This is a genomic window from Collinsella sp. AM16-21, assembly GCF_003471905.1.
Classification (GTDB): domain Bacteria; phylum Actinomycetota; class Coriobacteriia; order Coriobacteriales; family Coriobacteriaceae; genus Collinsella.
The window spans coordinates 1-26,006 of record NZ_QRKJ01000011.1 but is presented as its reverse complement, the minus strand read 5'-3'; the positions used below and the strand labels follow the sequence as shown (position 1 = coordinate 26,006).

General features: G+C 60.4%; 21 protein-coding genes and 1 tRNA gene. 8 read left to right on the top strand and 14 right to left on the bottom strand.

The features are described from left to right. Positions 1 to 106: 106 nt before the first annotated feature. Positions 107 to 703, bottom strand: a complete 597-nt coding sequence (gene recR / locus DW180_RS07110; RefSeq protein WP_089573257.1) for a recombination mediator RecR — start codon at positions 701 to 703, stop codon at positions 107 to 109. A gap of 13 nt (positions 704 to 716) precedes the next feature. After that, the gene (locus DW180_RS07105) at positions 717 to 1,037 is read right to left on the bottom strand and encodes a YbaB/EbfC family nucleoid-associated protein (RefSeq protein WP_006235174.1); all 321 of its coding nucleotides are present in this window, start codon (positions 1,035 to 1,037) and stop codon (positions 717 to 719) included. A gap of 349 nt (positions 1,038 to 1,386) precedes the next feature. Here DW180_RS07105 and DW180_RS07100 point away from each other — a divergent pair, with 349 nt between their 5' ends. Continuing rightward, complete coding sequence (locus tag DW180_RS07100; protein WP_117648547.1) at positions 1,387 to 1,860, top strand: hypothetical protein; 474 nt, start codon at positions 1,387 to 1,389, stop codon at positions 1,858 to 1,860. 21 nt (positions 1,861 to 1,881) lie between these two features. Here the strand turns inward: DW180_RS07100 and dnaX are convergent, their stop codons facing one another. Continuing rightward, positions 1,882 to 4,362, bottom strand: coding sequence for a DNA polymerase III subunit gamma/tau (gene dnaX, locus DW180_RS07095; protein WP_158551940.1), 2,481 nt, complete (start codon positions 4,360 to 4,362; stop codon positions 1,882 to 1,884). Between the two features lie 116 nt (positions 4,363 to 4,478). Between dnaX and DW180_RS07090 the strand changes: the two genes are divergently transcribed. Beyond that, positions 4,479 to 5,195 carry a hypothetical protein gene (locus DW180_RS07090; RefSeq protein ID WP_089573261.1) on the top strand — a complete coding sequence of 239 codons (717 nt, stop codon included), beginning with the start codon at positions 4,479 to 4,481 and terminating at the stop codon, positions 5,193 to 5,195. Between the two features lie 105 nt (positions 5,196 to 5,300). Here DW180_RS07090 and DW180_RS07085 read toward each other — a convergent pair whose 3' ends face one another. The 6 genes from DW180_RS07085 to DW180_RS07065 all read right to left on the bottom strand — a co-directional run bounded on the left by DW180_RS07085 (position 5,301) and on the right by DW180_RS07065 (position 10,953). After that, positions 5,301 to 5,960, bottom strand: a complete 660-nt coding sequence (locus tag DW180_RS07085; protein ID WP_117584193.1) for a DUF5028 domain-containing protein — start codon at positions 5,958 to 5,960, stop codon at positions 5,301 to 5,303. A gap of 5 nt (positions 5,961 to 5,965) precedes the next feature. After that, positions 5,966 to 6,610, bottom strand: coding sequence for an ATP-binding cassette domain-containing protein (locus DW180_RS07080; RefSeq protein ID WP_089573263.1), 645 nt, complete (start codon positions 6,608 to 6,610; stop codon positions 5,966 to 5,968). Next, on the bottom strand, positions 6,607 to 7,404 hold the full coding sequence (locus DW180_RS07075; RefSeq protein ID WP_147326479.1) for a hypothetical protein: 798 nt from the start codon (positions 7,402 to 7,404) through the stop codon (positions 6,607 to 6,609). The genes DW180_RS07080 and DW180_RS07075 overlap by 4 nt, the downstream gene beginning before the upstream one ends. Before the next feature lie 38 nt (positions 7,405 to 7,442). Continuing rightward, positions 7,443 to 8,324, bottom strand: coding sequence for a hypothetical protein (locus DW180_RS07070; protein WP_117800811.1), 882 nt, complete (start codon positions 8,322 to 8,324; stop codon positions 7,443 to 7,445). A 54-nt stretch (positions 8,325 to 8,378) separates the two neighbouring features. Further along, positions 8,379 to 8,891, bottom strand: a complete 513-nt coding sequence (locus tag DW180_RS10150; protein ID WP_124785772.1) for a hypothetical protein — start codon at positions 8,889 to 8,891, stop codon at positions 8,379 to 8,381. A gap of 109 nt (positions 8,892 to 9,000) precedes the next feature. After that, positions 9,001 to 10,953 (bottom strand): helix-turn-helix transcriptional regulator, encoded by a 1,953-nt coding sequence (locus DW180_RS07065; protein WP_158571690.1) that lies wholly within the window; start codon positions 10,951 to 10,953, stop codon positions 9,001 to 9,003. A gap of 622 nt (positions 10,954 to 11,575) precedes the next feature. On the opposite strand from DW180_RS07065, the gene DW180_RS07060 reads away from it, so the two are divergent. The 6 genes from DW180_RS07060 (at position 11,576) to pknB (ending at position 21,759) form a co-directional block, all read left to right on the top strand. Beyond that, entirely contained in the window at positions 11,576 to 13,429 is a 1,854-nt protein-coding gene (locus DW180_RS07060; RefSeq protein ID WP_118238160.1) for a serine/threonine-protein kinase, read from the top strand. Then, on the top strand, positions 13,426 to 14,436 hold the full coding sequence (locus tag DW180_RS07055; protein ID WP_117564937.1) for an FhaA domain-containing protein: 1,011 nt from the start codon (positions 13,426 to 13,428) through the stop codon (positions 14,434 to 14,436). The genes DW180_RS07060 and DW180_RS07055 overlap by 4 nt, the downstream gene beginning before the upstream one ends. A 6-nt stretch (positions 14,437 to 14,442) precedes the next feature. Further along, on the top strand, positions 14,443 to 14,859 hold the full coding sequence (locus tag DW180_RS07050) for an FHA domain-containing protein (RefSeq protein ID WP_006235180.1): 417 nt from the start codon (positions 14,443 to 14,445) through the stop codon (positions 14,857 to 14,859). Continuing rightward, a complete protein-coding gene (locus DW180_RS07045) occupies positions 14,856 to 16,790 on the top strand; it encodes a Stp1/IreP family PP2C-type Ser/Thr phosphatase (RefSeq protein ID WP_118238158.1) in 1,935 nt (644 codons plus the stop codon). The genes DW180_RS07050 and DW180_RS07045 overlap by 4 nt, the downstream gene beginning before the upstream one ends. A gap of 16 nt (positions 16,791 to 16,806) precedes the next feature. Further along, positions 16,807 to 19,677, top strand: coding sequence for an FtsW/RodA/SpoVE family cell cycle protein (locus tag DW180_RS07040; RefSeq protein WP_118238156.1), 2,871 nt, complete (start codon positions 16,807 to 16,809; stop codon positions 19,675 to 19,677). Between the two features lie 132 nt (positions 19,678 to 19,809). Further along, complete coding sequence (gene pknB, locus DW180_RS07035) at positions 19,810 to 21,759, top strand: Stk1 family PASTA domain-containing Ser/Thr kinase (protein ID WP_118238154.1); 1,950 nt, start codon at positions 19,810 to 19,812, stop codon at positions 21,757 to 21,759. Between the two features lie 298 nt (positions 21,760 to 22,057). Here pknB and DW180_RS07030 read toward each other — a convergent pair. The 5 genes from DW180_RS07030 to DW180_RS07010 form a co-directional block, all read right to left on the bottom strand. Further along, a tRNA-Arg gene (locus DW180_RS07030) sits at positions 22,058 to 22,133 on the bottom strand. Positions 22,134 to 22,258: 125 nt separating this feature from the next. Next, complete coding sequence (locus DW180_RS07025; RefSeq protein WP_117759121.1) at positions 22,259 to 22,657, bottom strand: DUF956 family protein; 399 nt, start codon at positions 22,655 to 22,657, stop codon at positions 22,259 to 22,261. Between the two features lie 120 nt (positions 22,658 to 22,777). Continuing rightward, complete coding sequence (locus DW180_RS07020) at positions 22,778 to 23,698, bottom strand: PTS system mannose/fructose/sorbose family transporter subunit IID (protein ID WP_117564942.1); 921 nt, start codon at positions 23,696 to 23,698, stop codon at positions 22,778 to 22,780. Between the two features lie 16 nt (positions 23,699 to 23,714). Continuing rightward, positions 23,715 to 24,533 (bottom strand): PTS mannose/fructose/sorbose transporter subunit IIC, encoded by an 819-nt coding sequence (locus DW180_RS07015; RefSeq protein ID WP_089573274.1) that lies wholly within the window; start codon positions 24,531 to 24,533, stop codon positions 23,715 to 23,717. Between the two features lie 18 nt (positions 24,534 to 24,551). After that, on the bottom strand, positions 24,552 to 25,541 hold the full coding sequence (locus DW180_RS07010) for a PTS sugar transporter subunit IIB (RefSeq protein WP_117637934.1): 990 nt from the start codon (positions 25,539 to 25,541) through the stop codon (positions 24,552 to 24,554). Positions 25,542 to 26,006 lie beyond the last annotated feature (465 nt).

Genomic DNA, 26,006 nt, shown 5'->3' with positions numbered 1-26,006 from the left:
CGGATACAAAGCATCTTTGTTGCACAACAAACTTACAGTCGCACGGGGAAATTATGGCTACCCCGTGCGTCGCGATGAAGACATACGGCAGGAGCAGGCTCGCCACCTAAATCGTGCGACGGGCCTCGATGGCGCGCCCAAGCGTAAGCTCGTCGGCATACTCCAGGTCGCCGCCCACGGGAAGGCCGCTCGCCAGACGCGATACCTCAACGCCCAGCGGCTTGATAGTGCGGGCCAGGTAGCTCGCCGTGGTCTCGCCCTCGATATTGGGGTTGGTGGCGATGATGACCTCGTGGATGTCCTCGTGACCCAGACGCGCCAGCAGCTCACGAATGTGCAACTGCTCGGGACCAATCTTGTCCATGGGACTGATCACGCCGCCCAATACGTGGTAGAGACCGTGGTAGCTGCCCGTGCGCTCAATCGCCTGGACATCGCGCGGCTCGCCCACCACGCAAATGCGAGTGGTATCGCGCATCGAATCCTGGCAGATGGAGCACTCGTCGGCCGTGGCGTAGTTAAAGCAGCGGCTGCAAAAGTGAACCTCCTGCTTAACCTCCAGGATAGCCTCGGCCAGGCGGCGCGCCTCCTCGGCATCGGCCTCGAGCAGGTAATAGGCGATGCGCTGGGCCGACTTGGGACCAATGCCCGGCAGACGGCCCAGCTCATCGAGCAATTTTTGCAGACTATGGTTGGCACTCATATATATGCGTGTCTTAGAACGGCATGCCCGGGATGTTGAGGCCGCCGGTGATGGCGCCCATCTGCTTGTTGGCGAGCTCGTTGACACCGCGGACGGCCTCGTTGACGGCAGCCATGATCATGTCCTGCAGCATATCGACGTCCTCGGGATCGAGGGCATCGGGGTCGATGGTGAGGTTGACGAGCTCCATCTCGCCGTTAACGGTCACCTTGACCATGCCGCCGCCGGCAGAGGCGTCGACGGTCTGGGACTTAAGGTTTTCCTGCGCGGCGGCAAGCTGCTCCTGCATCTTGCGAGCCTGCTTCATCATTTGCTGCATGTTCATACCGGCCATGATGGCTCCTTTACGTGCGGCCGCGCGACAAGCTGCAAGGGCAGCCGGAGCGCGACGGGACTTTCAAACTCAAAAATCGTACCACGGCGCGGGGCAAGCAAGCGGGGCGGACACGCTACCTCAGTCGATATACATGTCCTTGAGCGTGACGCACGCCCAAGATTATGCAAGGTCGAATTATGCAAGGTTGCATAATTATCTCAAGCTACATCTAGCAGAGCTGGAACCAGGCAGTTTATGCGTAGGGCTACAAGGCTACATGGCAAAATGCCGAGCCGCTGCTCGAGGCGGCACGCATGGCGGCTGGGTATAATTTGATTGTCATAGATGACGATTTGGAGGTGCCCTCGTGAATGTCCCAGCCGTACTCCAAAACATCCGCTCAAAACACCCCGTTGCATATGTGGTTCTCTATCTCTTTGTCGTCTGGGTATTACTGGTTATCATCACCCATGCCATAGCTTTTGGAGCAGAACTGCTGATAGCCAGCTCGGACCAGCCCGTCGTCAAATGGGAGACGACCGATGAATGCACCGACGGAACCCGAACCATTTACTACAACAGCCCGTCCCTCTACCAAGAGTTCAAGGTCAAGATAAAGGACTCCAAGATTGTCGATGCCGAACTGGGCTCTTTATTTACAATCGGAGCAACCGTCAACGCCGAGCAAGTCGAGTACACGGACAGCCATGCGACGTATCGTATCGACCTCAGCATCCTAGGCCGACCGTCACGCGCCTGTCTGCTCGAATGCGATATACGCGGCACCACGTTGCACATGTCCGAAATACAGATGCGCCCGGGCAAGGGGTTCTCTTCTTGAGCAGTATACCCGCCTGCGCAGCTACTCCACCGGCTTGAAGATGGTGGACTGGCCGAAGACGCTGCGGATGAGGGCTTTGGCCTCGTCCTCGGTCTGCGGGATGCTCGGGGCTGCACCCTGATGGCCGAAGGGGCCGCCCGCACCGGAGTTGGACTCCCAGGGAGCTGCAGGAGCGTCCTCCTCTTTGGGGGCAGTTGCAGCGGACTTGGGCGCGGACGCCGCACCCGGCACGTCGAACGGAGGCAGATCGTCCCCACCAGCATCGGCAACAAAACCGCCAACCATGGCATCGTCGTAGGGAACCTGCTCGGATTCCCATGGCGCAGACGGCGCGGCGGGCTGAGCCTTGGGAGCGGACGCGCGCTCGGGCGCTCGGGGCGCGGGCTCGGTCGGGAGCTTGCCCGTGGCAGGAGCGCCGGCGGGGTTGTCGGAGCGCAGCCAGGGGGCTTTGCCCAGGTCAGACGACTTGGGCGCGGGCGAGGCAGGCTTGGGCGCGGGTGTCGGAGCAGCCGGTTTGGCCATGACGGGCTTAGGCGCCGACGGGGTCGGCGCCGCTATCGGTGCTGCTTTTGGCTGCGTCGCGCTGGCGCTCGAGGATGCAGGGGCCGCCGAGGACACGGGTTGCGGGTCCGCAGATACCGCAGCCCGTGCAGATGGAGAATGCTCCTCATGTTGAGGAGCCGGCGTGCCACCCCCATCCAGGACATAGTCGACGGTACGACGACCGAAGACCGCACTGACTGTCGGCAGGACCACCGACTGCGTGTCGGCGCGTCCAAGCATCTTGATGGCAAAGGTCGAGCCCGCGGGGAACGAGACCGTGAGCCTGGAGCCGTCGTCAGCCGTGGCGCGGGCATTGAGCAAAAGCCCCGCGTAGGAAGCCTGACGCGCCTTGACACGCTCGACAACCTCGGCCCATTTGCGCTGCAGCTCTCCGGCATCCTCGACCGCGGGCGTCTCGGCAGTACCGGCGGCGGCAACCTGGGCGGCATTGTTGGACTGGGGCTTAGGTGCCGGAGCGGTGGCAGGCGCGGGAGCCGCAACGGGCTGAGGCGTCGGAGTCGGCGCAGGCTGAGGTGCAGGCGCTGCAGGCTTGGAAGCTGACACGGACGCAGAACGGGACGCAGGCTGGGCAGCCGGAACAGCAGCACCACGGTCCCAAGGCATACCGCCCTGGCGCGCGGACGTAGCAGCGGGGGCAGCGGATGCCGCCGGAGCGGCAGCACGAGCGCCCGAAATTAGCGTCGGCTGTTGGGCAGCAGCGGGTACGGATGCTGCAGGCGCGGCGGCCTGAGCAGCAGCCACGCTCGCCGGCACGGCGCCGTTGGCAACCATGGCCTCCAAGCGGGCCACGCGCTCGGCCAATGCCTCAATCGTTAAATCGGCCTCGGGACGTGCCAGGCGCGTGCAGGCGATCTCGAGCACCAGGCGCACGTCGCTCGCGCCCCTCATCTCCAGTGCGGCATCGTCGAGCACCGTCAGCACACGGGCCAGGCGGTCGGCAGGATGCTCGCCAAAGGCAGCGGCCTCGGCAGCAAGCGCCTCGGCCTGCTCGGAGCCGCCCTCAAACAGCTCGGCACGGGCACCGGCAACGCAGGCAACGTACACGTCACGCACATGCGCCACCAGGTCGCGCGTCAGCTCCAGCAGGTCGTTTCCTTCCTCGACCTGCGCACGGATCAGTCCATAGAGCTCGGCAACATCGCGATCGGCAATGGCGCGGGAAAACTCGCCCAGAATCTGGTCCGAAACCTCGCCTAAAAGCGAGCGGGCGTCGTCCGCATGCACAGAACCGTTGCCAAAGACGCTCAGCTGCTCCAGCGTGGACAACGCGTCGCGCATACCGCCCTTGGCATGGCGCGCCACGATAGCCAGCGCCTCATCGTCGTAATCGAAGCCCTCCTGCTCGCACACGTATGCCAGGCGACGCTCGATATCCTCGTTGCCGATGCGATGGAAATCGAAACGCTGGCAGCGCGAGAGGATGGTCTCCAGAATCTTTTGCGGGTCGGTGGTGCACAGCACAAAGATCACGTGTGCCGGCGGCTCCTCGAGCGTCTTGAGCAGCGCGTTGAACGCCGCCGTCGTGAGCATGTGGACCTCGTCGATGATATAGATCTTGTACTTGCCGCGCACCGGGGCAAAGTTGACGGAGTTGATGATTTCCTCGCGCACATTGTCCACGCCCGTGCGGGAGGCGGCATCGAGCTCGTAGACATCGGGGTGGTTACCCTCGGCAATGAGCTCGCACTCCTCGCAAGTACCGTCGGGCATGCAGCCGCTTGCACCCTCGGCGCGCGCCGCCTCGGCATTGCGGCACAGCAGCGCCTTGGCCAGAATGCGCGCCATGGTGGTCTTGCCCGTGCCGCGCGGTCCGCAGAACAGGTAGGCGTGGGACAGGCGCCCCTCGGTGATGGCGTGCTCGAGCGTCGAGACGATATGCTGCTGGCCCACCACGGAGTCAAAGGTGAGCGGGCGATACTTTCGGTACAACGATTCCATGGGTGCTCCCCCGGGTATACTGAGTCTTGTTGCCGCGGCGGCCATGCGGTCGCACGGCATACTGCATTCCATAATAACCCGTACGGCGAGCCCGCCGCGATAGGAGTCCAAAGAGCATGGCAGACGCAGAGAGCAACCTCGTTCCCTCCGAAGCAGCCGACCAGGTCGAGGTCGCGCTCGAGGAGCAGGCCGCAGCCGACGACGGCATCCTGTACCTCAACGAGTACCAATACGAAAACGACCTCGTCACCGACTTCGCCCGCCTGGTCGCCTCGCCCAGGCGTCGCGGCTCGCTGTATGTCGCCGCGGCAATTGCCGCGCTCATCGGCATCGGCATGCTGGTGGCCGGCGGCAACTGGATCAAGTTTGGCGTCGTCTTGATCGTATTCGGCGCCTTTTTGGCCTGGTGGAGCAAAAACCTGCACCACACCCTCGCCCGCGACTTTATCGACGCCGTTGAGGCCGACGAGTCCATGGGTGGCCGCTATCGCCGCGTCGCCGCCAACGAGGACGGCCTGATGGTTTGGGGCACGAGCGGCAAGTCGCAGTTCTTCCCGTTTGAAAAGCTCGACCACGTGCTCGACGGCGAGCGCATCTTTGTGGCCATGTTCGCCGACCAGGGCGTGACGATCCCTAAGGACACCTTTGTCCGCGGCGATGCCGAGCAGTTCGGTCCCTTCCTTAAGGCGCGCATCAACAAAAAACTCCGCATCGAGACCAAACGCAAGAAGATGAAGGCAGAAAAGGCCGCTGCCGAAGCAAAACAGGGCGACAAGCCCCAGGAGACCAAGGGCAAGCAGCGCAAGCAGAAGAAGAGCAAGAAGAAGCGGTAGGCCGGCCGACACCGAAGGCGCCTCGTCCCGCGCCCGATTCCGGGCCGGGGCGCCTGGAATCGGGCGCGCGTACCGCCAATGGACCCGTTTTGCCTTGCTCTCGAGCTATTTCACTTCAAACCTTAAGAGCCTCCGCTCCGGCAGATCGGTCATCTTCATCGTGTAAGTCCCGGGAAATGCTTTCTCAAAACGGACGGTCTCGTAACCTTCGAAATAGTCGTTGGTGTTCTGCATCATAAATGGGACGAGCAACTCGTTTTCTGCCCCAACCTCCACGGCAAACGCAGCAGAGCCGCCAAGGACCGGCATGGCTTGCGTTATCAGATCGGTATTGACTACAAAATCATAGTTTGGCGCAGACTCCGGAACCAGATGCCAAACATACGCTTTGATTCCACCGTCGATATTATCCCTATTTCTGACACGCATCTTTACGGCGATAACGCACGTGATGTCGGCATCCTTCAGTCTCGTTTTCGTATCCACGGTGCCATATTTTGAATAATCGTCATGTGCTCGTTTGAGATACTCGCGCGGCGTGAGCAACTCTGCCCCGTCTATGCAAAACGAATACCCATCAGTCACCACATCCTTCGACCCCAGAAACGCTCCATCCATCGAGAGCCATTCGCCCTCCGCGTAATATTTCTCAGGAATGACCGTCCGGTTCCCGTTAACGACGCTCACCCTCATGCCCGCAAGGCCGGCAGCAGCACAGCAAAAAAGCGCGAGCGCCGATCTTCTCGTCCACAGGGTCTTCTTCATCGCGCTCACGACCTTTCCCGAACTTTCACAACGGCACCGTCGCGCATGCAGTAAACCCGATCGGCCAGTTCCTCGAGCACCTCTCCGTCATGGCTGGACAGAAGGACCTCACGACCCGTTGATGCCGCCATCGCCACAACGCGCTTGAGCATTTCAACGCCCGCTTCGTCGAGGGCATTCGTTGGCTCATCGAGAACAAGCAGCTTCGGCTTCTCCATAATTGCCGCAGCTATCCCCAGACGCTGCTTCATCCCAAGCGAGTATGCTCGGAACTTCTTTTTTTCGTCTGCATCGAGCCCCACGAGCCGCAGGGCAGAGCGAATGTCCTCGGGGGTGGCAACGCCCTTGATCTGAGCGATGAGCTTCAGATTGTCGTAGCCAGACAGATATCCCAAAAAGGAAGGCGCCTCGATCAACATCCCCAGACTCGGCGGGAACGAGATGTCCGCCCCAAGCCTTTGGCCATCGATAGAGATTTCGCCTTCGGTAGGCTTGATCAACCCGCAAACCGCTCGCATGAGCATGGTCTTACCCGAACCGTTTATCCCCTGAAGCCCGACCACAGTCCCAGGGTCAACCTCGATGGACACGTTGCGCAGGACATCGTTTTTACCCATGCGCTTCGATACGCCCCTTACGATCACACTCATATCTTGTCCCCCTTTTCTATAAGGTCGGCCCTTCGAAACCACAGTCCACCCAACGATAGGCATAACGACATAAGCCCAATTGATGACAAGACACTCGAGCCCGCCGCGATTCCCTCTTTGACAATTCCACCCCAGCGCAACAGCATCAAGGCGTTACCCAATAGCGCCCAATGTCGTGCATATGCCGAGCAGATCAGGTAGCTCATTAAAACCACAAACGAGACTGACGACCCAAGCACAAACCCAACCGCTGCCTGCGCAAACGCAAGCGCCTCAAAAGCAAATAAGAGACCTATGAAAAACGGCAGCGCATCTGCCTCGGCAGCTTTGAGAAACCACGGCGCCAAATTAGCCAGTTGAAGCGACTCACCATGAATGACCGCGCTGAACGAGGAGCTCACCACCAAGCTCCAAATCACAACAGAGCAAACCACCACGAGCAGTGAAAATGCCGTTACTGCCGCCACCAAGATAAAACGCGAGACCCACCAAAGGGTTCTTGCCCGGCATCGAACAAGCGCTTGCAAACCAAACCCGTGCAACGATTCGGTCGGATAGTCGAGTGTTGTATAGAGAATAAGCAGAATGAGAAATAGCCATCCTAGCGGAGGCACAAACATGACCCCGGGCCTAGGCTCAAACGGAGCAGATCCGGCAAACACGAGCGCAAGATTATCCGCAAACCCCAAGGTATCCGTTCTAACCCCATACACAGAAGACAATCCGTAGGCGTACACCAAGTTCGCAACGGTCACTGCCGCAATTGCAATAAAAGTGATGATGTTCTTCTTCAAAACGGTCCTCAGGTCCGCGGCGACCAGCCTAAACAGCATCAGACCACCTCGCGTCTTTTCCACGCCCCAGAAAAAGCCAACGAAGCAAGGGTCAATAATATGATTTCCGCAAAACCGGCTCGAATGTCTGGCCAGTTATTCAGCGATTCCGACCTGATGCTGTTGAGGATATTGCAGTTAAACCCCACACAAGCCATTACGCCGAAGATCCAGCCATTTGCAAAATGCCACGCAACCATTAGCAGATACGGGACAATTATCGCTTTGATTCTGCTACGAAACAAAATTGAGAAGCCAGTTACAGCCATGGATAAAGTCCCGAGCGTGACAGCATCGAACAGCGTGTATGCGAGCACATATGACAAAGGATGCGAATAAAATAGACCGGAGAAGTAGCTATGCAGGTAAAGTCCTACGTAAGTCGACTCATCGACCCGAGGAAGATACGCAGGAAAAAGCATCGAGACGATCAGGAAATTGACGAGCAGAGGAATGGCAGTCACTGTAAACGCGGAGAGGAAAGCAGACAGCATCTTTACGTTCACGTACGCCTTTCTGGAAACGCGCGTGCATATCTGCATGTCATAACCACTCAAACGCTCAAAGAGACACGACCAAGATCCAGCCAACATTGCAAGCAGGGGCAGTACATAGAAAAACACCGACGCAGACAGTGGCGCGTTCGCGCTCACAACAATCCAGTTACCGAAGCTGCTTTCACGTGTTTGACCGAGATAATTTTCGGCTTGCACGCCAACGCCGTAACCAAAAGAAAGAAGGTTGTGGCGCTCTTTTTCCAAATTTGCCCACGGCTCCAGCGCGGCAGCTATTGCAACTGCGACCGCAATCAAGAGAGCAAGGATAAAAGCTGGACGTCTAATCGTTTTCGACAGTTCGTATCTTGCGAGCTTTTGGTTCATACGCCCTCCTCCCCCTTCCGACCCAGAAAGCCGGAAGGGAGCCATTTCAAACAACTATGCGGGAAGCTTGTGGAAATGCCCGACGCAGTCGGGGCTCCATACACCAATAACAGTGCCGTAGCCAGACTCCGCCCATGCAGTCAGTCGCGCCGCAGATCGCCCGTTCTCACGGACGAGGTTATACATTTCCCACTGTCCCTTGTGATTCGAACGATACGTTCCCTGAGTACAATTCATGCTGCCGCTACCGCTTGTGTTATACGCACCGTCTGTATATAACCGAAGCGGATTTCCCGTATGGCCCTGGATATCCAGATAGAGCGATGAGGAATCATCCTTTTGACGGTAGCCAGTTGCACTCGTCCCGGCACATTGAAAACTAAATGCCTTATCGGCATTGTTCGTACAGGTCGTAATTCCCGTATCGGCGTTTTGAGTAATGCTGGAAACCTGAGAGGTGTCAAACTCCTCTTGTGCAAACGATGCAGCGGGAACCCCTAGGGACAGACCAGCTGCAATCACCAAGCCGACTCCGATTCGAGCAATAGCGCTCCTTGGCTTAATCATGGCCTTCTCCAATCAAAAGCGGTTAACAATGCGTCGACGCACGGCAACCTTCGCATGAATAGAGAAAGATGTCTGTAAACACCCGCTATTGAGTTGATTGCTCAGGCGTTTACACGTTATTTACCTGCGATAACAATAAAATTAGCTCCGCCTTATTCTTGATCTTCAACTGGCGGTAAGATGCAGACCGCAGCGCTTGCACCGTAGATGCAGCGTAACCGACATCCTCCGCAATGGCCTTTGTCGTTGCCCCCTCTGCCGTCATCAGCAAAATTTGCGACTGAACATCAGAAAGGGAGCGCGACGTAAGCAGGGCCAGCTGGCGCACGCGGGCCGTTTCGGTGGACCCGTTCGCCCGGTACTCCAAGACGGCCTTCTCGTCCTCAACCGAGCGGGCGAGCGCGATGTGCGTAACGAACATGGGCACAGACCAGCAAACAATCACCGTTGCCACGACGACATTGACAGCCGAACTTTGCCCCAACAACGACGCGAGGAACAACGGCTCGAAAACCGTCAGATCCTGCACCATATTGAGCAAGACAGCCCAAACAGGAGCCGTCGCCCCGAAGCAAAGCATCCATATCCCAAGCATTTTGCGCTGCGGACAGCTTCGCATCACTATATATGTGAGCAGCACCCCCGTCAGCACCGCAAGTCCATGGATTCGCCCCCTAGCGACCGCATAGATTAAGGCAACCATGCCCATTGACACCAACGGCACGATAGCCCGAGCATGGGCATGCACCTTAAACGGACGCAGCCCAACAGCGAGCGAAGCCGTAGACGCCACGCCGCAAAACAGGACCGGCACAGCCATCAACGGAACGCGTATGCACATCAATGCCGCGATATAGATAAAAGACCATTCCACAGCAGATAGCACCGCCCATACGTACGGGCTTCCGAGCCAAATCGCTTCACCCGCTCTATCCAGCGCAGCGCCACGATTCGCTTTTCCACCCGCGTAGCGTAGCGACAGAAGCAGTCCGAGACCCAATGCGTAGCTTAAGAGGGAAAAGGCGACAGCCCGCGAAACACCGGACCCCCAATCGCTATCCGCCATTACCAAGGGCCCCGCCGCAAGGAGGATAAAGAATAATGTGAGCAGGTATCGAAACAGCCGGCGCGTTCGAGCTGATGCCACTATATCGTCAGCATGCCGCTGCGGTAGCTCATGCCCTACAGTATCGCCCTCACCCGCAAACAGCGCCACGAGCTCGCGTGAGCCCGCAACCGACGCCTTCCCGTATGCTCGGTGAAGCGTTGTTCTCACCGTCGATGGCTTCGTATCCGTCTCCTTGGCAATTTCCGCCGGCGTTTTCCCTTTGAGCAGCAGTCGAACAAACTGCTCTTCTCTAGGCGACAGGGCAGGGGAAAACACCCCCGCATCGAATGTGTCGGACGCACAGGCGATATCCGAATTGTTGTCCCGTTTCCCCCTTAGCAACATGCATACGAAGGCAGCAGCGATAACGGACCCCATCGCCAGCAATGCAATGACCACGGCATCGCTTGCGAAGTATGCCGCCTCAACAGCCGGAATAAGACCAATAGGAACTGCTACGAGCACAGAACAGGCAAACACGTCGCGCCGCCCATGGCCAAAGGCACGAGGGCGGCAAAACGGCGGGGCCACAGTCAATGCGAGATAGACCAACGGAATTAAAAGCGCAAGGCCAATTGACGCGGCCGTTACAGGGGGCATCCCCCATGGCTCGGGAACGACTCTCCATGAAACTCGACAGCAAAACAGCAGGCAAGACATGACGGCTATTGTTTCTGTAAAAATCGCGTCCTGCGGGTGACGAGTTTCCCTTTCGTCAGTCCGTGTCGACCTCTGCGTCAAAGGAGAGTCCGCCGTGCCCCAAATAACATATGAGAGAAGCAGCGACCCAACAAAGCACGAGACACACGAAACGCCATGTAACAACCAAATCGGTGCAAACACGATTGGAATAGAGTCTCCGCGAGCATAGAAAGCCAGGTCGGCCCATTCGGGAACCGTTGCAATAACACCAAGGAAAACACCGATGGCACCGAGATGCCTCGGCCTTCTCATTCCCCCCTTGCATAGCGCAGCACCATGAACAAACGCCGCGAGGCATGCGCCCAGGATAACGAGCCAGGTCATTGCACCTGACGCTAGGCCGATTGAAGATGAAAACCGGTGATAAGGGGTGACCGCCATTACGACAAGCGCAATGGCGCAGGCAAATGTAGCAGAACGGCGGGAAAAGAGCATACGGCCTCCATAGCGTGTCATTATATCGCTCGAGCCGCTCGTTTATCTCTGTTCTCACACCAGCCAGCATCAATGATTCAGGCGAACTCCAATCCGCGCCAGATCACGGTCCGGCTTTTGTTCGCAGTCCCCACATCAAAGCGGGATGCGGTTTCCTTTTGGACGCCGGTTCGGAAAGCGCATCCCGTTCCAGGGCAATATTCTGGGATGCAGTTTCCGCAGCCCACCCCATTTGGAAAGCGCATCCCATAATTTGGCTGAAAACTGAGATGCGCTTTCCAAACGAGCCGAAACGGGCCGAATCGATCGGGCCACCTCGCATCCCGCTATCCTCGCCATCTGCCCGAGCGTGCTACACTAGCAGCATCTATGCCACCGCGAACGGCTCGGCCCCGCGCCCGCCGCTCGCAAACGAACTTTAAACGCACGAGGGTTGGCCATGCCGCTTTTCTCGCAACATACCGCCCGGTTCTCGCCGGACGTTCCTTTGGAGGGCACCAGCTCTCGCGAGCTGCTCAAGCGGTACCAGCCGCTCGAGACACTTGCGACCGGCGGTTTTGGCTCCATCGAGATCTGCCGCGACACGCACCTGCGCCGCCGCGTCGCCATTAAACGCATCCCCCTTATCAACGGTGCCGGCATGCCCGCTAGCGACATCATGGATGTCCTGCGCGAGGCGCACACTGCCGCCATGCTTCAACATCCCAACATCGTGCAGGTCATCGACTTTACGCACGACACAGCCTATGCCTACCTGGTTATGGAATATGTCGATGGCATGTCGCTGGCCGAGTTTTTGCACCGCGCGGACGGCCACTCACTTACCTTTGACGAGGCCGCGGCCATTGCCGATGCCCTGGGCCAGGCGCTCACCTTCGCCCACAGTAATGGCGTACTCCACCTGGACATTAAGCCCGCCAACGTGCTCATCGACCACTCGGGCAATGTAAAGCTCACCGACTTTGGCACGGCGCGGCTGTCGTCCGCCGGTGGCTTTGGCGGCTCACGCGGCGGCACCATCGGCTACATGCCGCCCGAGCAGCTCGATATCGAGACCGGCACGGTCGACGAGCGCGCCGATGTCTTTGCCCTCGCCTGTGTGATCTACGAGGGCCTGTGCGGCAGCGCTCCTTTTATGGCGGCCACGCCCGCCGACTCGCTCGGCCGCATCATCGGCGGCGCCACCTATCCCAGCGAGCTGATACCACACTTTCCCCCGGGAGCCGAGGCCGCGCTCATGAGCGCGCTCTCCCCCATGCCGCAGGACCGCCCCAACAGCATCGAGGCATTTTGCGACCAGCTCCTTGCCGGTCTGGGCAGCGTGCGCGAAGGCCGTCGCAGCCTGGAGCAAATGGTTGGCGAACTTTCGGATGACGAGCAGGAGCTCGACGATATCGAGCCGTCGCACTACGAGGACGACGCCATCGAGGTCGACCCCGCGCTCGGCTGGGCGGGCACGCGCTGGAGCCATGCGCGCGACTACACCATGCACGCTATCTCGGCGCTAACGTGCGGCGCCTTTAGCTTTTTGCTGATGCAAACGGCCGGGGTCGCGGCGCTTCCCGGCCTGGTCATTGCGGCTATCGCGATCGGAGCGGCGGCTGGCCTGGCCCCCCAGATCGGCTCGGCCATCTCGGCTGTGGGCTTTTTGGTGCTCATGGCCAACGCCACCATGCAGGCGCAGGGCATCCTGTCGATGTTGCCCGTCGCGGTGGTCTTTGCCGCTGCCATGTCCGGTTGGTGGATCGCCTGGGGTCGCACCGAGGCTGCCGCGAGCGCCGCGCTCACCTGTGCACTCGCGCTTGGCTGTCTGACTGGCAATACCTTCCTGGCAGCTGGGGTCGCCGCCGGCGTCGCGTCATTTTGGCTCGGCCCGGCAAGCGCCGCCGCGGCAACGGGCATGGGCGTGCTTTTTGCCCGTCTGGCGACGGTCGCGCTTTCAGCCGGAGGCGTGCTGGGGCTCGGTAACGTTGCCGCAGCGCTGGAAGACCCGCTCCTTTGGGCTGCCTTTGTGCTGGTCGCGACAACTGCCGCAGCGTCATCTGCGCTGCTCAATGCCCATGCCAAGCGTGCCGACCAGGGCTCAAACCTTGCCGCAATCGCCGCCATCGCCGTCACCGGCATCGGCTGCGCAGCGGCATCCTGTCTTGCACACCATATGGAAATTGCCAGCCTTGCAGCCGCGGTCGCCGCCAAGGCGGCAGTTGCGGGAACCCTATCCTCTATAATCGTTGGGATATGCCTATATTTGCTCGGATACCAAAGAACCTATACGGAGAGTGATCTTTCGTGAACTTCCTGAACATCTTCGAGGACCACGTGGCCGGCATCTTCGGTGCCACCCGTGCCCCGTTCTCCTTTAAGAAGCTTGCCAAGCAGGCCGCTCGCGACATGGAGGATCAGACTCTGGTGATCAATGGCGTCAACACGGCGCCGGCACTCTATACCATCCTGATCGCCGCCGACGACGATCCCATGCTCGCCCCGTTCTACCCCGAGCTTTCGCGCGAGGTCCGCGAGTTTGTGAAAGCGCAGGCCGAAAAGCGCCGCTATGTCTTTGTCGGCGAGCCCCTCGTGCGCTTTATGATCGATCCGCAGCTGCGCGCCGGCAAGTTCTCGGTCTTTGCCGAGAACGTCGATGCCCCCACGCTCGGCCGCCTGTACGAAGAAGAGCGCGCCTATCAAAACGGTCTGGGCCAAAACAACTCCGCGGCAAGCCGTGCCGCCAGCGCCCCGCGCGCCGGCCAGCAGCAGTTTGCTGCCCCGCAGCCGCAGCGCCCCGCCGCCATGCCCCAGCAGCAGCCGACGCCTCGCGCCGCCGCTCCTGACCCGCTTGCCGTAGCAGATCCCTTCGCGCCTAGCGTCCCCGACCCCGCCGCTCCTATCCCGGTGCCGCAGACCGTCTCGCGCGACGCGCTTGCCGGCATGGGCGGAGCCGCCGCGACCGGTGCCGCCGTGGGCCTAGGCGCCGCAGCCGGCATCGCCTCCAACATGGCGAGCACTCGCGCCCCACAGCGCCCGCTCGCCCAGCTCGTCGACGTCGTGAGCGGCGAGAGCCATAGCATCACCTCCGCACAGGTGACTATCGGTCGCGAGCGCTCAGTTTCCGATATTGCCCTGCGCGACCCCAACGTATCGCGCCGCCACGCCCAGCTCACCTTTACGGGCTCGGATTGGTCGATCGAGGACCTCAATTCCACCAACGGCACACTCGTCAACAACCGCCGCATTACGCGCTGCCCGCTGCGCAACGGCGATCTGCTGACGTTTGGCCTGAGCACCTTTGAATTTAGGGGATAGTCTCTTATGAACATCGATATCGTCCTTTTTGCAGGCCGCATCGTCCTGGTCGCTCTGCTCTATATCTTCCTGTTCGCCGTCATGAAGACCGGCGTGGGACTTGTGCGCGGGCAGCGTCGCGACTCGGCTATCTGGACGATCGATGTGGACAAGGGTCCGCGCGGTATCCGCGGCATCCACGTAGACATGCTCGGCCCCGTCATCGTCGGTCGCTCGCCATCTTCGGACATCTGCATCAACGAACCGTTCGTCTCGGCCTCGCATGCGCGCTTTTCGCTGCAGGGCCCGGCGCTCATCATCGAGGACCTCAACTCGCTTAACGGCACGCTCGTCAACGGCCGCCAGCTTGTGGAGCCCGCAACGCTGCGCGAGGGCGACGAAGTCCAGATTGGCGATGTGGTCATGAAGGTGAACCGTCGATGATCGACGAGGAGAACAAGTCCGCAACTATGACCGAGGCACCGGCCGCCGCCACAGCTGCGCCGGCCCACGCCGCTCCGGCGGGCTCCGCACCCGTGGAACCCGAGGACACCGTGTTCTCCCTGCCTCTTTCGCATGTCACGCATGATATTTCGGATCTCGCCGATAACGAGGACGAAGAAAATGCCGTAGCGGCGCCCATCGGCGCACATGCTGCGGATCAGCCCACAGCGCCCGAAGCAACCCCGACGCCGGCTCACTTTGCAGAGCCCGTCGCCGCGGCAATCAACGAGAGCGCTGCGGTGTTTGCGGCACCCGAGCCCGCCGCGCCGGCGTTTCCCATAGCCCCGTCATCCGAGGTTGCGCCCGCGTCTACGCCGGCGCCCGAGGCAGGGCCATCCCCCGAGGACGGCCCTGCACCCAAGGCCCCGCAGCCTGCGCCCGCAAACGAGTCCGATGCTGTGGCTGAGCCCGCCGCCCAGTCGCAAAGCACGCTCGCGCCGTCGCACTTTGCGACACCCGAGCCTATAGACGTCAGCCCGCAAGACGACGAGTCGACCGCCCGCGTGTCCGAGGAGCCCGACTCCCCGGACAACGGCAATTCCGAATCAAACGCCGAGACCGACACCGTCTCTCCCGGTGACACAGCCGAGATCGACGTTGCCGCCGTTGAGGCCAAGCTCAAAGACCCCGGCTCGACCATGAGCTTTGAGCCCCTGACCGAGGAGCGCATCGAGACCGACTCGACCTATGATGCCGGCACCACCACGCAACTCATGTGGGGCGCCCGCTCTGACGTTGGCTGTGTGCGCCCGCACAATGAGGATTCCTACCTGGTGCAGTCGCCGCTCTTTTGCGTATGCGATGGCATGGGCGGTCACGCCGCCGGCGAGGTGGCCTCTTCCATCGCCGTCGAGACTATTGCCAAGACGGCCCCACAGTCTGCCGACGCCGCGCGCCTGGCGGCAGCCGTCGAGGCCGCCAACGCCGCCGTAATCGAGGCTGCCTTGAATGGCCTGGGCAAGCCCGGCATGGGCTGCACAGCCACCTGCGCCTATATCGAAAACGACACGCTCGCCATCGCCCACGTGGGCGACTCTCGCGCCTACCTGCTCCACGAGGGCACGCTCATCCGCGTGACCCGCGATCACTCCTACGTGGAGGAGCTCGTGGACGCCGGCGAGATCACGGCAGACGAGGCTCGCGTCCACCCCAACCGTTCGGTCATCACCCGTGCGCTGGGCTCGGACCCCGCCATGTATGCCGACCACTTCACTCTGCATATCGAGGAAGGCGACCGCCTGATACTGTGCTCTGACGGCCTTTCGAGCATGATTCCCGATAGCGATATCGAGAACATCGCCACGCAGTCCTCAACCGCGCAAATCTGCGTCGACAACCTAGTGGACGCGGCGCTTGCCGCCGGCGGCCACGACAACGTGACCGTAGTAGTCGTTGACCTGGTTGACGATGGCGTTATGCGCGAGGCGCAACGCGTGCGTCGCCGCAACGTCACCATCGGCGTCGTCTTAGGTCTCGTCTTGGTGCTGGCGGCTGCCATCTGGGCCTACACGGGTGTCACCGGCTCGTACTACCTGGGTACCTACCAGGGCAATGTCGCCGTCTGGCGCGGCCTTCCCGGCAAGCCGCTCGGACTCAAGCTTCACTGGCTCGAAAGCGAAACCAGTATCAAGCTGTCCGACCTGCCCGAAGACACGCAAAACCGCCTCAAGGCGGGCATTCCGCAAACAAGTGTCGACGATGCGCAGGACACGATATCCAAGTACCGCCACCAGATCGACGAGGAGCAGACCCGCCAGGTGATCGACGCGCAAACGATTCGCGACAACACCGATCAGGGATCGACCTCCGAATCAGATTCCGAGAAAACCGCCGAACAGTCCGCCGAGGCCGAAGCCTCCGAAAAGAACTAGAAAGGGAGTGCCGCTTATGAGTCGCCGCAACACCGAGCTGCTCTTGCTCATCGCCTCGGCGTTCCCCGTCATCCTACTGTATGCGATGTACGTCCTCACCGCGGGCGCTGCCATCTCCTTTGAGACGCTCGCCGTACCGATCGGCCTCTTTGCCGCCTTTGCCGCGGCCCACATTGCCGTGCGCATCTTGGCGCCCGGTGCCGACCCCGCTATCCTGCCCATTGTCTTTGTGCTTTCGGGCATCGGCATCACGTTCGTGACGCGTCTCGCCCCCGCTCTCGCCATCTCACAGCTCATCATCCTGTTTGTCTCGGTGGCGCTCATGGTGGGAACGCTCGCGTTGGTTAAGAACCTCGACGTAGTCATGCGCTACAAGTACACCTTTGGCATTATCGGCATCATTCTGCTGATGCTGCCTATCTTTATCGGCACCACGATCTCGGGCTCCAAGCTGTGGATTCGCATCGCGGGCTTTACCATCCAGCCCGGCGAGTTCGCCAAAGTCTTTATCGTGCTGTTCCTGGCAGGGTACCTGGCCGAGAACCGCGAGCTGCTCTCCATCTCCAACCGCAAGATCTTGGGCTTTAAGATCCCTCGCCTGCGACTGCTGCTGCCGCTGTTTGCCGTGTGGGGTGTGTGCCTGCTCGTCGTCGTCTTCGAACGCGACCTGGGTTCTGCCGTGCTGTTCTACACCATCTTCTTGCTGATGCTCTACGTTGCCACGGGGCGCTTTTCGTATGTCGTTATCGGCCTTGCGCTCTTAGCCGTCGGAGCCGTGGGCGCCTACAAGTTCCTGTCTCACGTTCAGGTGCGTTTCCAGGTTTGGGTCGATCCGTTTAAGGACGCCCAGGGCCAGGGCTACCAGATCGTCCAGTCGCTCTTCTCGCTTGCCGATGGCGGTCTGGTCGGTGTTGGCATCGGCAACGGCATGGCCAACAACATCCCTGTCGTCGAGTCCGACTTTATCTTCTCTGCCATCGGCGAGGAGATGGGCCTTTTGGGCGGCGGCGCCGTGCTCATCCTGTTTATGCTCTTTGCCGTGCGTGGCCTCACCACGGCTGCCCGCGCTAAATCCGACCTCGCCGCCTTTAGCGCCACGGGCCTTACGGCCGCCATCAGCTTCCAGGCCTTCTTGATCGTGGGTGGCGTTACCCGCCTGATCCCGCTGACCGGCGTCACCCTGCCCTTTATGAGCCAGGGCGGTTCCTCGCTGCTGGCAAGCTTTATCATCGTCGCGCTCCTGCTGCGCGCCGGTGACGAGGCGACCGGACGCGAGGCAGAGCTTACCGGCACCGGCACTATGGCCGCCATCACCGATGATCAGGTCGCATCTGCCGCCGCCCCGACGGGCACGCGCTTTGCCACCTCGTCTTCCTACGGCAGCGGCAGCCATTCCGTCGGCTCGCGCATGCGCCGTCGCCTGCTCGACACGCCTGAATCCGGTGTGCTCGGCCGCGTTGCGCTCGCCAACCGTCTAACCCGTGCGGTGCTCGCCTTTACGGCGCTGTTCGCCATCCTTATCGGCAACCTCACCTATGTCCAGGTCATCAAGGCCAAGGACTATCAGGACATGCCGACCAACAACCACACCATCGCCCGCTCCAAGTACATCCAGCGCGGCTCCATCATCACGTCCGATGGCGTGACGCTGGCCGAGTCGCTGCAGCAGGAGGACGGCACCTACGTACGCTCCTACCCCAACGGCAACCTGGCAGCGCACGTGGTTGGCTACGTGAGCCAGCAGTATGGCACCACCGCCATCGAGAGCGTCATGAACGACACGCTCACCGGCTCTAAGGATTACTCCAGCTGGAACAACGCCATCGCGTCGCTCGCGGGCCAGACCCAGCCGGGCAACACCGCCAAGCTCACCATCGACTCGCGTATCCAGACGGCGGCCGAGCAGGCGCTCAAGGGCTTTAAGGGCGCTGTAGTGGTCATCGACCCGCGTACCGGCGCGGTGCTCGCATGTGCCAGCTCGCCCACCTACGACAACACCAACATCGACGCCCTGCTGCAGGCTGGCGGCGGCGAGGACGGCTCTATGTACAATCGCGCCATGGACGCGCTGTACACGCCGGGCTCCACGTTTAAGGTCGTTACGCTTTCCGCGGCACTCGAGACCGGCACCGCCAGCCTTACCAGCACCTACCAGGCGCCCGGCTCCATGGACATCGGCAACGCACCGGTCACCAACTATGCCAACGAGAACTACGGCACCATCAGCCTGCAGCAGGCCTTTGCCGTGTCCTCCAACGTCGTCTTTGGCCAAGTGGCAAACGAAGTTGGCGCAAACACGCTCGTGCAGTTTGCCAACGCCTTTGGCTACGGCCAAAAGCTCGGCCAGGACCTGACCTCCGCGGCCTCCATCATGGCCGACCCGTCGCTCATGACCGAGTGGGAGACCGCCTGGGCCGGCGCCGGCCAGCCTGTCGGCATGGACCACACGCCCGGGCCGCAGACCACCGTCATGCAAAACGCCGTGATTGCCGCCGCCATCGCTAACAGCGGCGTAGTCATGGACCCGTACTTTGTAGCCCAGGTACTCGCCCCGGACGGAACCGTGGTCAAGACCACGCAGTCCCGCTCGCTGGGTCAGGCCGTCAGCTCCGCCACGGCCGACCAGGTCAAGCAGGCCATGCTTGCCGTCGTCCAGTCCGGCACCGGCACCGATGCCCAAATCCCCGGCGTCAAGGTCGCCGGCAAGACCGGCTCGGCCGAAACCGGCGGCACCAACGTCAACTCGATGTTCGTTGGCTTTGCACCTTACGATTCACCCACGGTCGCTATCTCGGTGGCCCTAGAGGATTACGACAAGCATGACGTCAAGGCCGCCAAGATCGCCGGCATCGTCCTGACCGCGGCGCTTGCCGCACAGGGAGCGTGATGCCCATGATCGAATCGGACACCCGAGGCGCGCCGCGGCCGAAGAGTTAGCGGCAACGCGCCACACGGCCCCAGCGGCCACATCGTAGGTACTACACACATCGTTGAGCGAATAGTTATGTTAGGAGCAGGAATGGAACAGAGGGTCCTCGGGGGAAGATACCTCCTCAAGGATAAGGTGGGAACAGGCGGCATGGCGACCGTCTACCGTGCACAGGACCAGGTCCTCGACCGCACGGTAGCCGTCAAGATCATGCTGCCGCAGTATGCCGGTGACGCAACCTTCGCCGCGCGCTTTAAGCAGGAGGCCCAGGCAGCAGCCGGTCTCTCCTCCCCCTATATCGTGGGCGTCTACGATTGGGGCAAGGACGGCGACACCTATTACATCGTCATGGAGTACCTGCGCGGTACCGACCTTAAGAGCGGCATCAAGAGCCACGGCGCCCTCGACCCCAAGAAGGTCGCCCAGATCGGCTCGCAGATCAGCTCCGCGCTTTCGGTCGCTCACAAGCACGAGATCATCCACCGCGACATTAAGCCGCAGAACATCATGGTGCTGCCCGACGGCAACATCAAGGTGATGGACTTTGGCATCGCGCGCGCCAAGAACAGCCACCTCACGCAAGACAACAACGTGCTGGGAACCGCCCACTACGTCAGCCCCGAGCAGACCCGTGGTCAGGACCTCGGCCCCACCTCGGATATCTACTCGCTGGGCGTCGTGATGTATGAGTGCGCCACCGGCCGCGTTCCCTTTGACGGTGACGACGCTATCTCGGTCGCACTCAAGCAGGTCAACGAGCTGCCTATTCCACCGAGCCAGATCAACTCCGGTGTCGACGCCGACCTTGAGCGCATCATCCTCAAGTGCATGGAGAAGGACCCGGCAAACCGCTTCCAGACCGCCGACGAGCTTCGTCAGGTGCTCAACAGCTACCTGTCGGGCCGTGCCGTCAACATCTCGGAGCCCACGCGCATCATCGGTGCCCCCGGCGAGCTGGGCGCCACCAAGACTCGCGAGCTTTCCGATCAGACGCGCGCCATGGTGCGTCCCGTCTCGGGCGTGAGCGGCCAGAATACCGCCCGTAGCTCGGTTTCGGGCTCCACCGGCTCCTACGAGGTCGAAAAGCCCAAATCCAACAAGAACAAGATCATCGCCGCCGTGGTGGCAGCCGTTGCCGTCATCGGCATCGTGGTGGCCTTTGCCACAGGACTCTTTGGCGGCGAGCAGGTCACCGTGCCCGATGTGCTGGGCAAGGACCAGCAGACTGCCGTCGAGCAGATCAAGGAAGCCGGCCTCGAGGTCGGCACCATCGACCAAAGCTACAACGACGATATCGACGAGGGCAAGGTCGCCGAGCAGACGCCCAACGGCAAAACCAAGAAGGCCAAGGGCACCAAGGTGAACCTGGTAATCTCCAAGGGCCCCAAGCCCTCCGAGAAGGTTGAGGTTCCCCGGCTTGTCGGCCTGACCAAGGACCAGGCAGAAGCCGCGCTGGCAAGCGTTGGCCTGAAGGGCAACGCCTCCGAGGAGGCCAACGAGGCCGATGAGGGCCAGGTCTTTGAGCAGGGCACCGAACCCGGTAAGGAAGTCGAGAAGGGCACGACCATCTCGTACAAGGTCTCCAGCGGTCCTGACACCACCTCCGTCCCCGATCTGACCGACATGACCGAGGCCCAGGCGCGCAACGCCCTCGATATGGCAGGCTTTGGCGTCGACGTGAGCTACCAGGAGAACGATTCGGTTACCGAGGGCACCGTGATTAGCTGGAACCCCAGCGGCAAGCAGAAGCCTGGCGCCACGATTACCGTCGTCATTGCCAAGAAGTCCGGCAAAGCCAGCGTTCCGGGCAACCTGTACGGCAAGAGCATCTCCGCCGCCGTTACCGCGCTCAACAACGCCGGGTTCTACAACATCGCATTCTGCGATCAGAACGGTAACCCCGTGAGCGGCAACGAAAACGCCACCGTTACGGGCGTCTCCCCCACCGGCAAGCAGTCTACCGACAGCACGATCACGTTGACGGTTTCGATTTCTGGCTCTGGTACTGATTCAGGCGACGATTCCGGTACGACCAACTAGTCATCAAGACGTTGCCCACAGCGGCTGCTGACGTAAATACATTCGCTCAATTGCGCCCGTTTGCTCCCCCTGCAAACGGGCGCTTTCTTCATCTGAAGTAGCGAAAACCACGGTATACCTTTAAACCAGAAGAGCCCGGCACCGTGGTGGTACCGGGCTCGGCAAATCTCTGGTGCCCCCGGGCGGATTCGAAAACTCCCCCCGCGGGGAAATGAGTGACGCGGGTGTCGACGGTCCGAATCCGGCCCTTAGACCAGAAGAGCCCGGCACCGTGGTGGTACCGGGCTCGGCAAATCTCTGGTGCCCCCGGGCGGATTCGAACCGTCGACACCCGCTTTAGGAGAGCGGTGCTCTATCCCCTGAGCTACGGAGGCATGTTGTATTAGTGTAGCAGATTTGCGCCACTACCATGCAGCGCATAACCGCTCTTCGAGATAGTCATCTGCGACGTTCTTTAATGACTAGTCGTTTAAGAACGTCCCCAATGACAACCCAACGACTACTTGCCTTTGTGGAAAAGGTTTTTGATAACGGAGGGGATGCTCTTGGCGCCCTTGGCCGTCACATCGATAAAGTCGGGCGAACGCACGAGCTTATCCTCGTCGACGTACTTACGGACCGCGCGAAGCGTCTCTTTATCGTCGCGCGTCGAAAACGTAAAGTGGCCGTTGTCCTTGGTGAAGATGGCAAAACGCGTAATCTTCTTGGTGCCGCGCAAAACCTCGGCGGCAATATAGTCGACCTCGTCCCACGGGATTTGGATATAATCCTCGGGATTACGCTCGTTATAGTACTCAAACGCCTTATTGCCCACCATCACGTTACCGTGACTGGTAAGCCCCATCAGGCAGGTTGCCGGCGTTGCCAGATCGACCGTGCTGTTCTGTGATTGCGCCATGCGCGCCTCGCCCTCCAAATAAAACAATCGGACCGCATCCAGTGTACCCACCGGGTGCGGTCCGTTTCAATGGCTCAAAAGCCCTTGCCTAGCAACTCTCGGTCTTAAGCCGAAGCGTGCTTACATGAAGCCGCAGACGCGACCGATGATGCCGACGGCGAAGAGAGCCAGGATGATGACGATCGGGCTGACCTTCTTCTTGAGGAGCTTGCAGACCAGAAGGGTCAGGCACACGGCGGCAAGGCCGGGGATGAGCTGATCGAGGTTGGCCTGAAGCGTGGTGACCTTCACCGGGTCGAGTGCGTTGGCACCGACAGAGCTGTACATCGTCAATGCCTGCTTGATGCCCTCAGAACCGGCGGGCAGGTTGGCCCAGTCGATATAGGCGCCAGCGGACTGCGTGACCTTGGAGACGACCGGAGTGAAGGAGATGGACACCCAGCGCTCGACCAGGGCGCCGATGATGAACATACCCAGGATGGAAGCACCCTCGGTGACCTTGCCCATCAGACCGCCGGAGAGGTCCTTGGCGATGGAGGAGCCGACCTTGTAGCCAAACTCCTGCGTGTACCACAGGAAGGCGTAACGGATGATGTTCCACGCGAAGAAGAACAGCAGCGGACCGGCGATGCTGCCGGACAGGGCCAGGGAAGCGCCCAGTGCGCCCAGAATCGGGCGAAGGGTGAACCAGAAGGCGGGGTCGCCGACGCCGGCGAGCGGGCCCATCATACCGACCTTGACGCCCTGAATGGCGACGTCGTCAATCGGAGCACCGTTGGCGCGCTCCTCCTCGAGGGCGAGGGTAACGCCAATGACGGGGGCGGAAACATAGGGGTGGGTGTTATAGAACTCCAGGTGGCGCTTAAGAGCGGCAATCTGGTCATCCTTGCTGGTGTAGAGCTTCTTGATCGCAGGGATCATTGCGAAGCACCAGCCGCCGTTCTGCATACGCTCGTAGTTCCACGAGCCCTGAAGGAACTGATGACGGAAGCAAACCTTCTTACGGTCAGCCTTGGTGAGCTGAATCTTGTTCTCTGCCATATGTATCACTCCCCTCCTACTCGTAATCGTTCAGAATGTCGCCGAGCGGGTCACCGGAGCCACCGCCCATGCCGCCACCCTGCTTGGCCAGATCCTTAAGGCCAAGGTAGATGAGGGCAAGGGAGATACCGATGAGGCCAAGGGCGATCAGCGTGAGCTGAGGGATGGCAGCAAGGACAAAGCCGAGGATGAAGAACGGCCAGGTCTCCTTGGTGGCCATCATGTTGATGACCATGGCGTAACCGACGGAAGCGACCATGCCGCCGCCGACAGCCATGCCGCCGGACAGCCAATCGGGCATAGCGTTAAGCGCGTTGGTAACGGCCTCGGCCGGGATGATGCACAGAAGTACTGCCGGGATGGCGATACGAACACCCTGCATGAGGATGCCGGCGTACTGCCAACGCTCGATGCCGGCGAAGTCGCCCTTCTCGGCGCAGGCGTCCATGCCGTGAACCATAGCGGTAGCCAGGGTACGGCAGATCATGGTCAGGAACAGGCCAGCGACCGACAGCGGGACGGCGACGGCGATAGCGGCGGTAACGGCCTTGGCCGAATCAGTGGCGCCACCGTTGAGGGCGAGCACCATGATGATCGAAGAAGCGACCGAGGCCAGAGCGGCGTCAGGCGCGACGGCGGCGCCGACGTTAGCCCAGCCAAGGGCCATCATCTGGAGCGAACCGCCCAGGAGGATGCCCTCCTGAAGGTGACCGGTTACGAGACCGATAAGCGTGCATGCCACGAGCGGCTGATGGAACTGGAACTCATCCAGAATGCCTTCCATACCGGCAAGCAACGCGACAATCGCAACAAGCAGAATAGTGATTGCAGACATGTATCGGACCCTCCTTTACTATGCTTGAGCGGCCAGTTCGGCCTTAGCTTTCTTCAACATGGCGTCGAGATCCTCGGAGGAATCCGAAGGAACCTTGCGGACCTCGAACTTGACGCCCTTGGCCTTGAGAGCCTCGATGGTCTTGACGTCGTCATCGCCCATGGCGACGGCGTTAGTGACGACGACCTTGCCCTTGGAGTGGGCCATGGAACCGATGTTGGCTTCCTTGATGTCGACGCCGGCCTCGATGGCCCTGAGCAGATCCTGCGGGTTCTCGAAGAGCAGCATCGCCTTGGTGTCGCCAAAGCGCGTGTCCTTGACGACCTCGGCCATCTTCTTGATGGGCACGACGTTGGCGTGGACTCCCGGAGGGGCAGCCTGCTCGATCATGGTCTTGCGGAGCTCGTCGTGAGCAACGCCGTCGGAGACCACGATGATGCGGTTGGGGTTGATCTGCTTGGTCCACGTGGTGGCCACCTGACCATGCAGCAGACGCGTGTCGATACGGACGTGGGCGATCTTGATGTGCCCGTCGCCGATCACCGTTCCCGGAGGAATGGCACCCGCAGGAGCAGCGGCGGCCGCAGCCGGCTTCTTCTCCTCGGGCTCCAGAGACTCGGGCTTGACGCGCACGCCGGCCTTAGCCTCAGTCACGAGATGTTTTGCGATCGCATGTGCAGTGTTCTTTGCGTCAAAGCGCTGCGAATATGCCTCGATGAGCATAGGCAGGTTGACACCGGTGACGATAGCCCAGGAATCATGGCCCTCGATGAGACCGCTGATCTGGTTGAAGGGCGTGCCGCCCCACAGATCAACGAGGAAGAGCACCTGCTCCTGGTCCTCGAAGGAAGCGACTGCTTCCTCGACCTTGGCTCGGAAGTCGTCGGGGCCCATGCTCGGCTCGAGCGAGACCACGGCTACAGACGGCTGATCGCCAAAGACCATCGAGCCCGTCTGCTTGATTCCAGCCGCCAAGTCACCATGGCTAGCAAGAACAATACTTACCATCACATAACCTCCTTTTTGTCTACGTAATTCCTACACGACAGTTATGGAGTATAGCTGCAAATACAGCAGAATTGTTTGAAAAACTGCAAAAGGTAGCATTATTTGTTTAAACGTCTTAATTTGTTACAAGTTGATTACATTCCGGCATCATTGGCTGATCTGCCGCTGATAACTGATACCCAACCAATACTTACACGACGGATATGCGCATGCTGTCATTATTACCGCTTTTAAACAGATGCAAACGTGCTGAGACTGAGGCTATTTCGTTTAAACAGCTATGCCTTGACTAATGGCGAGCGATATGCTCTAGCAAAGTAGTTATTGGGGACGTTCTTAAATGGCTAGTCATTGGGGACGTTCTTTTTCGACTAGTCGTTTAAGAACGTCCATTACAGTCGAAATTGTCAGCCCGGGACCGTCTCGGGCTACGATTGAGGCGCGCCCAGAACGGGCCGCCGACCG

Bases quoted from the DNA above. Each gene is read 5' to 3' on its own strand.
- DW180_RS07085 (WP_117584193.1), bottom strand. From the start codon at position 5,960: ATGAAGAAGACCCTGTGGACGAGAAGATCGGCGCTCGCGCTTTTTTGC.
- DW180_RS10150 (WP_124785772.1), bottom strand. From the start codon at position 8,891: ATGATTAAGCCAAGGAGCGCTATTGCTCGAATCGGAGTCGGCTTGGTG.
- DW180_RS07065 (WP_158571690.1), bottom strand. From the start codon at position 10,953: ATGAGAAGGCCGAGGCATCTCGGTGCCATCGGTGTTTTCCTTGGTGTT.
- DW180_RS07020 (WP_117564942.1), bottom strand. From the start codon at position 23,698: ATGGCAGAGAACAAGATTCAGCTCACCAAGGCTGACCGTAAGAAGGTT.
- pknB (WP_118238154.1), top strand. From the start codon at position 19,810: ATGGAACAGAGGGTCCTCGGGGGAAGATACCTCCTCAAGGATAAGGTG.
- DW180_RS07105 (WP_006235174.1), bottom strand. From the start codon at position 1,037: ATGGCCGGTATGAACATGCAGCAAATGATGAAGCAGGCTCGCAAGATG.
- DW180_RS07050 (WP_006235180.1), top strand. From the start codon at position 14,443: ATGAACATCGATATCGTCCTTTTTGCAGGCCGCATCGTCCTGGTCGCT.
- DW180_RS07060 (WP_118238160.1), top strand. From the start codon at position 11,576: ATGCCGCTTTTCTCGCAACATACCGCCCGGTTCTCGCCGGACGTTCCT.
- dnaX (WP_158551940.1), bottom strand. From the start codon at position 4,362: ATGGAATCGTTGTACCGAAAGTATCGCCCGCTCACCTTTGACTCCGTG.
- DW180_RS07045 (WP_118238158.1), top strand. From the start codon at position 14,856: ATGATCGACGAGGAGAACAAGTCCGCAACTATGACCGAGGCACCGGCC.
- DW180_RS07025 (WP_117759121.1), bottom strand. From the start codon at position 22,657: ATGGCGCAATCACAGAACAGCACGGTCGATCTGGCAACGCCGGCAACC.
- DW180_RS07015 (WP_089573274.1), bottom strand. From the start codon at position 24,533: ATGTCTGCAATCACTATTCTGCTTGTTGCGATTGTCGCGTTGCTTGCC.
- DW180_RS07080 (WP_089573263.1), bottom strand. From the start codon at position 6,610: ATGAGTGTGATCGTAAGGGGCGTATCGAAGCGCATGGGTAAAAACGAT.
- DW180_RS07040 (WP_118238156.1), top strand. From the start codon at position 16,807: ATGAGTCGCCGCAACACCGAGCTGCTCTTGCTCATCGCCTCGGCGTTC.
- DW180_RS07010 (WP_117637934.1), bottom strand. From the start codon at position 25,541: ATGGTAAGTATTGTTCTTGCTAGCCATGGTGACTTGGCGGCTGGAATC.
- recR (WP_089573257.1), bottom strand. From the start codon at position 703: ATGAGTGCCAACCATAGTCTGCAAAAATTGCTCGATGAGCTGGGCCGT.
- DW180_RS07070 (WP_117800811.1), bottom strand. From the start codon at position 8,324: ATGAACCAAAAGCTCGCAAGATACGAACTGTCGAAAACGATTAGACGT.
- DW180_RS07090 (WP_089573261.1), top strand. From the start codon at position 4,479: ATGGCAGACGCAGAGAGCAACCTCGTTCCCTCCGAAGCAGCCGACCAG.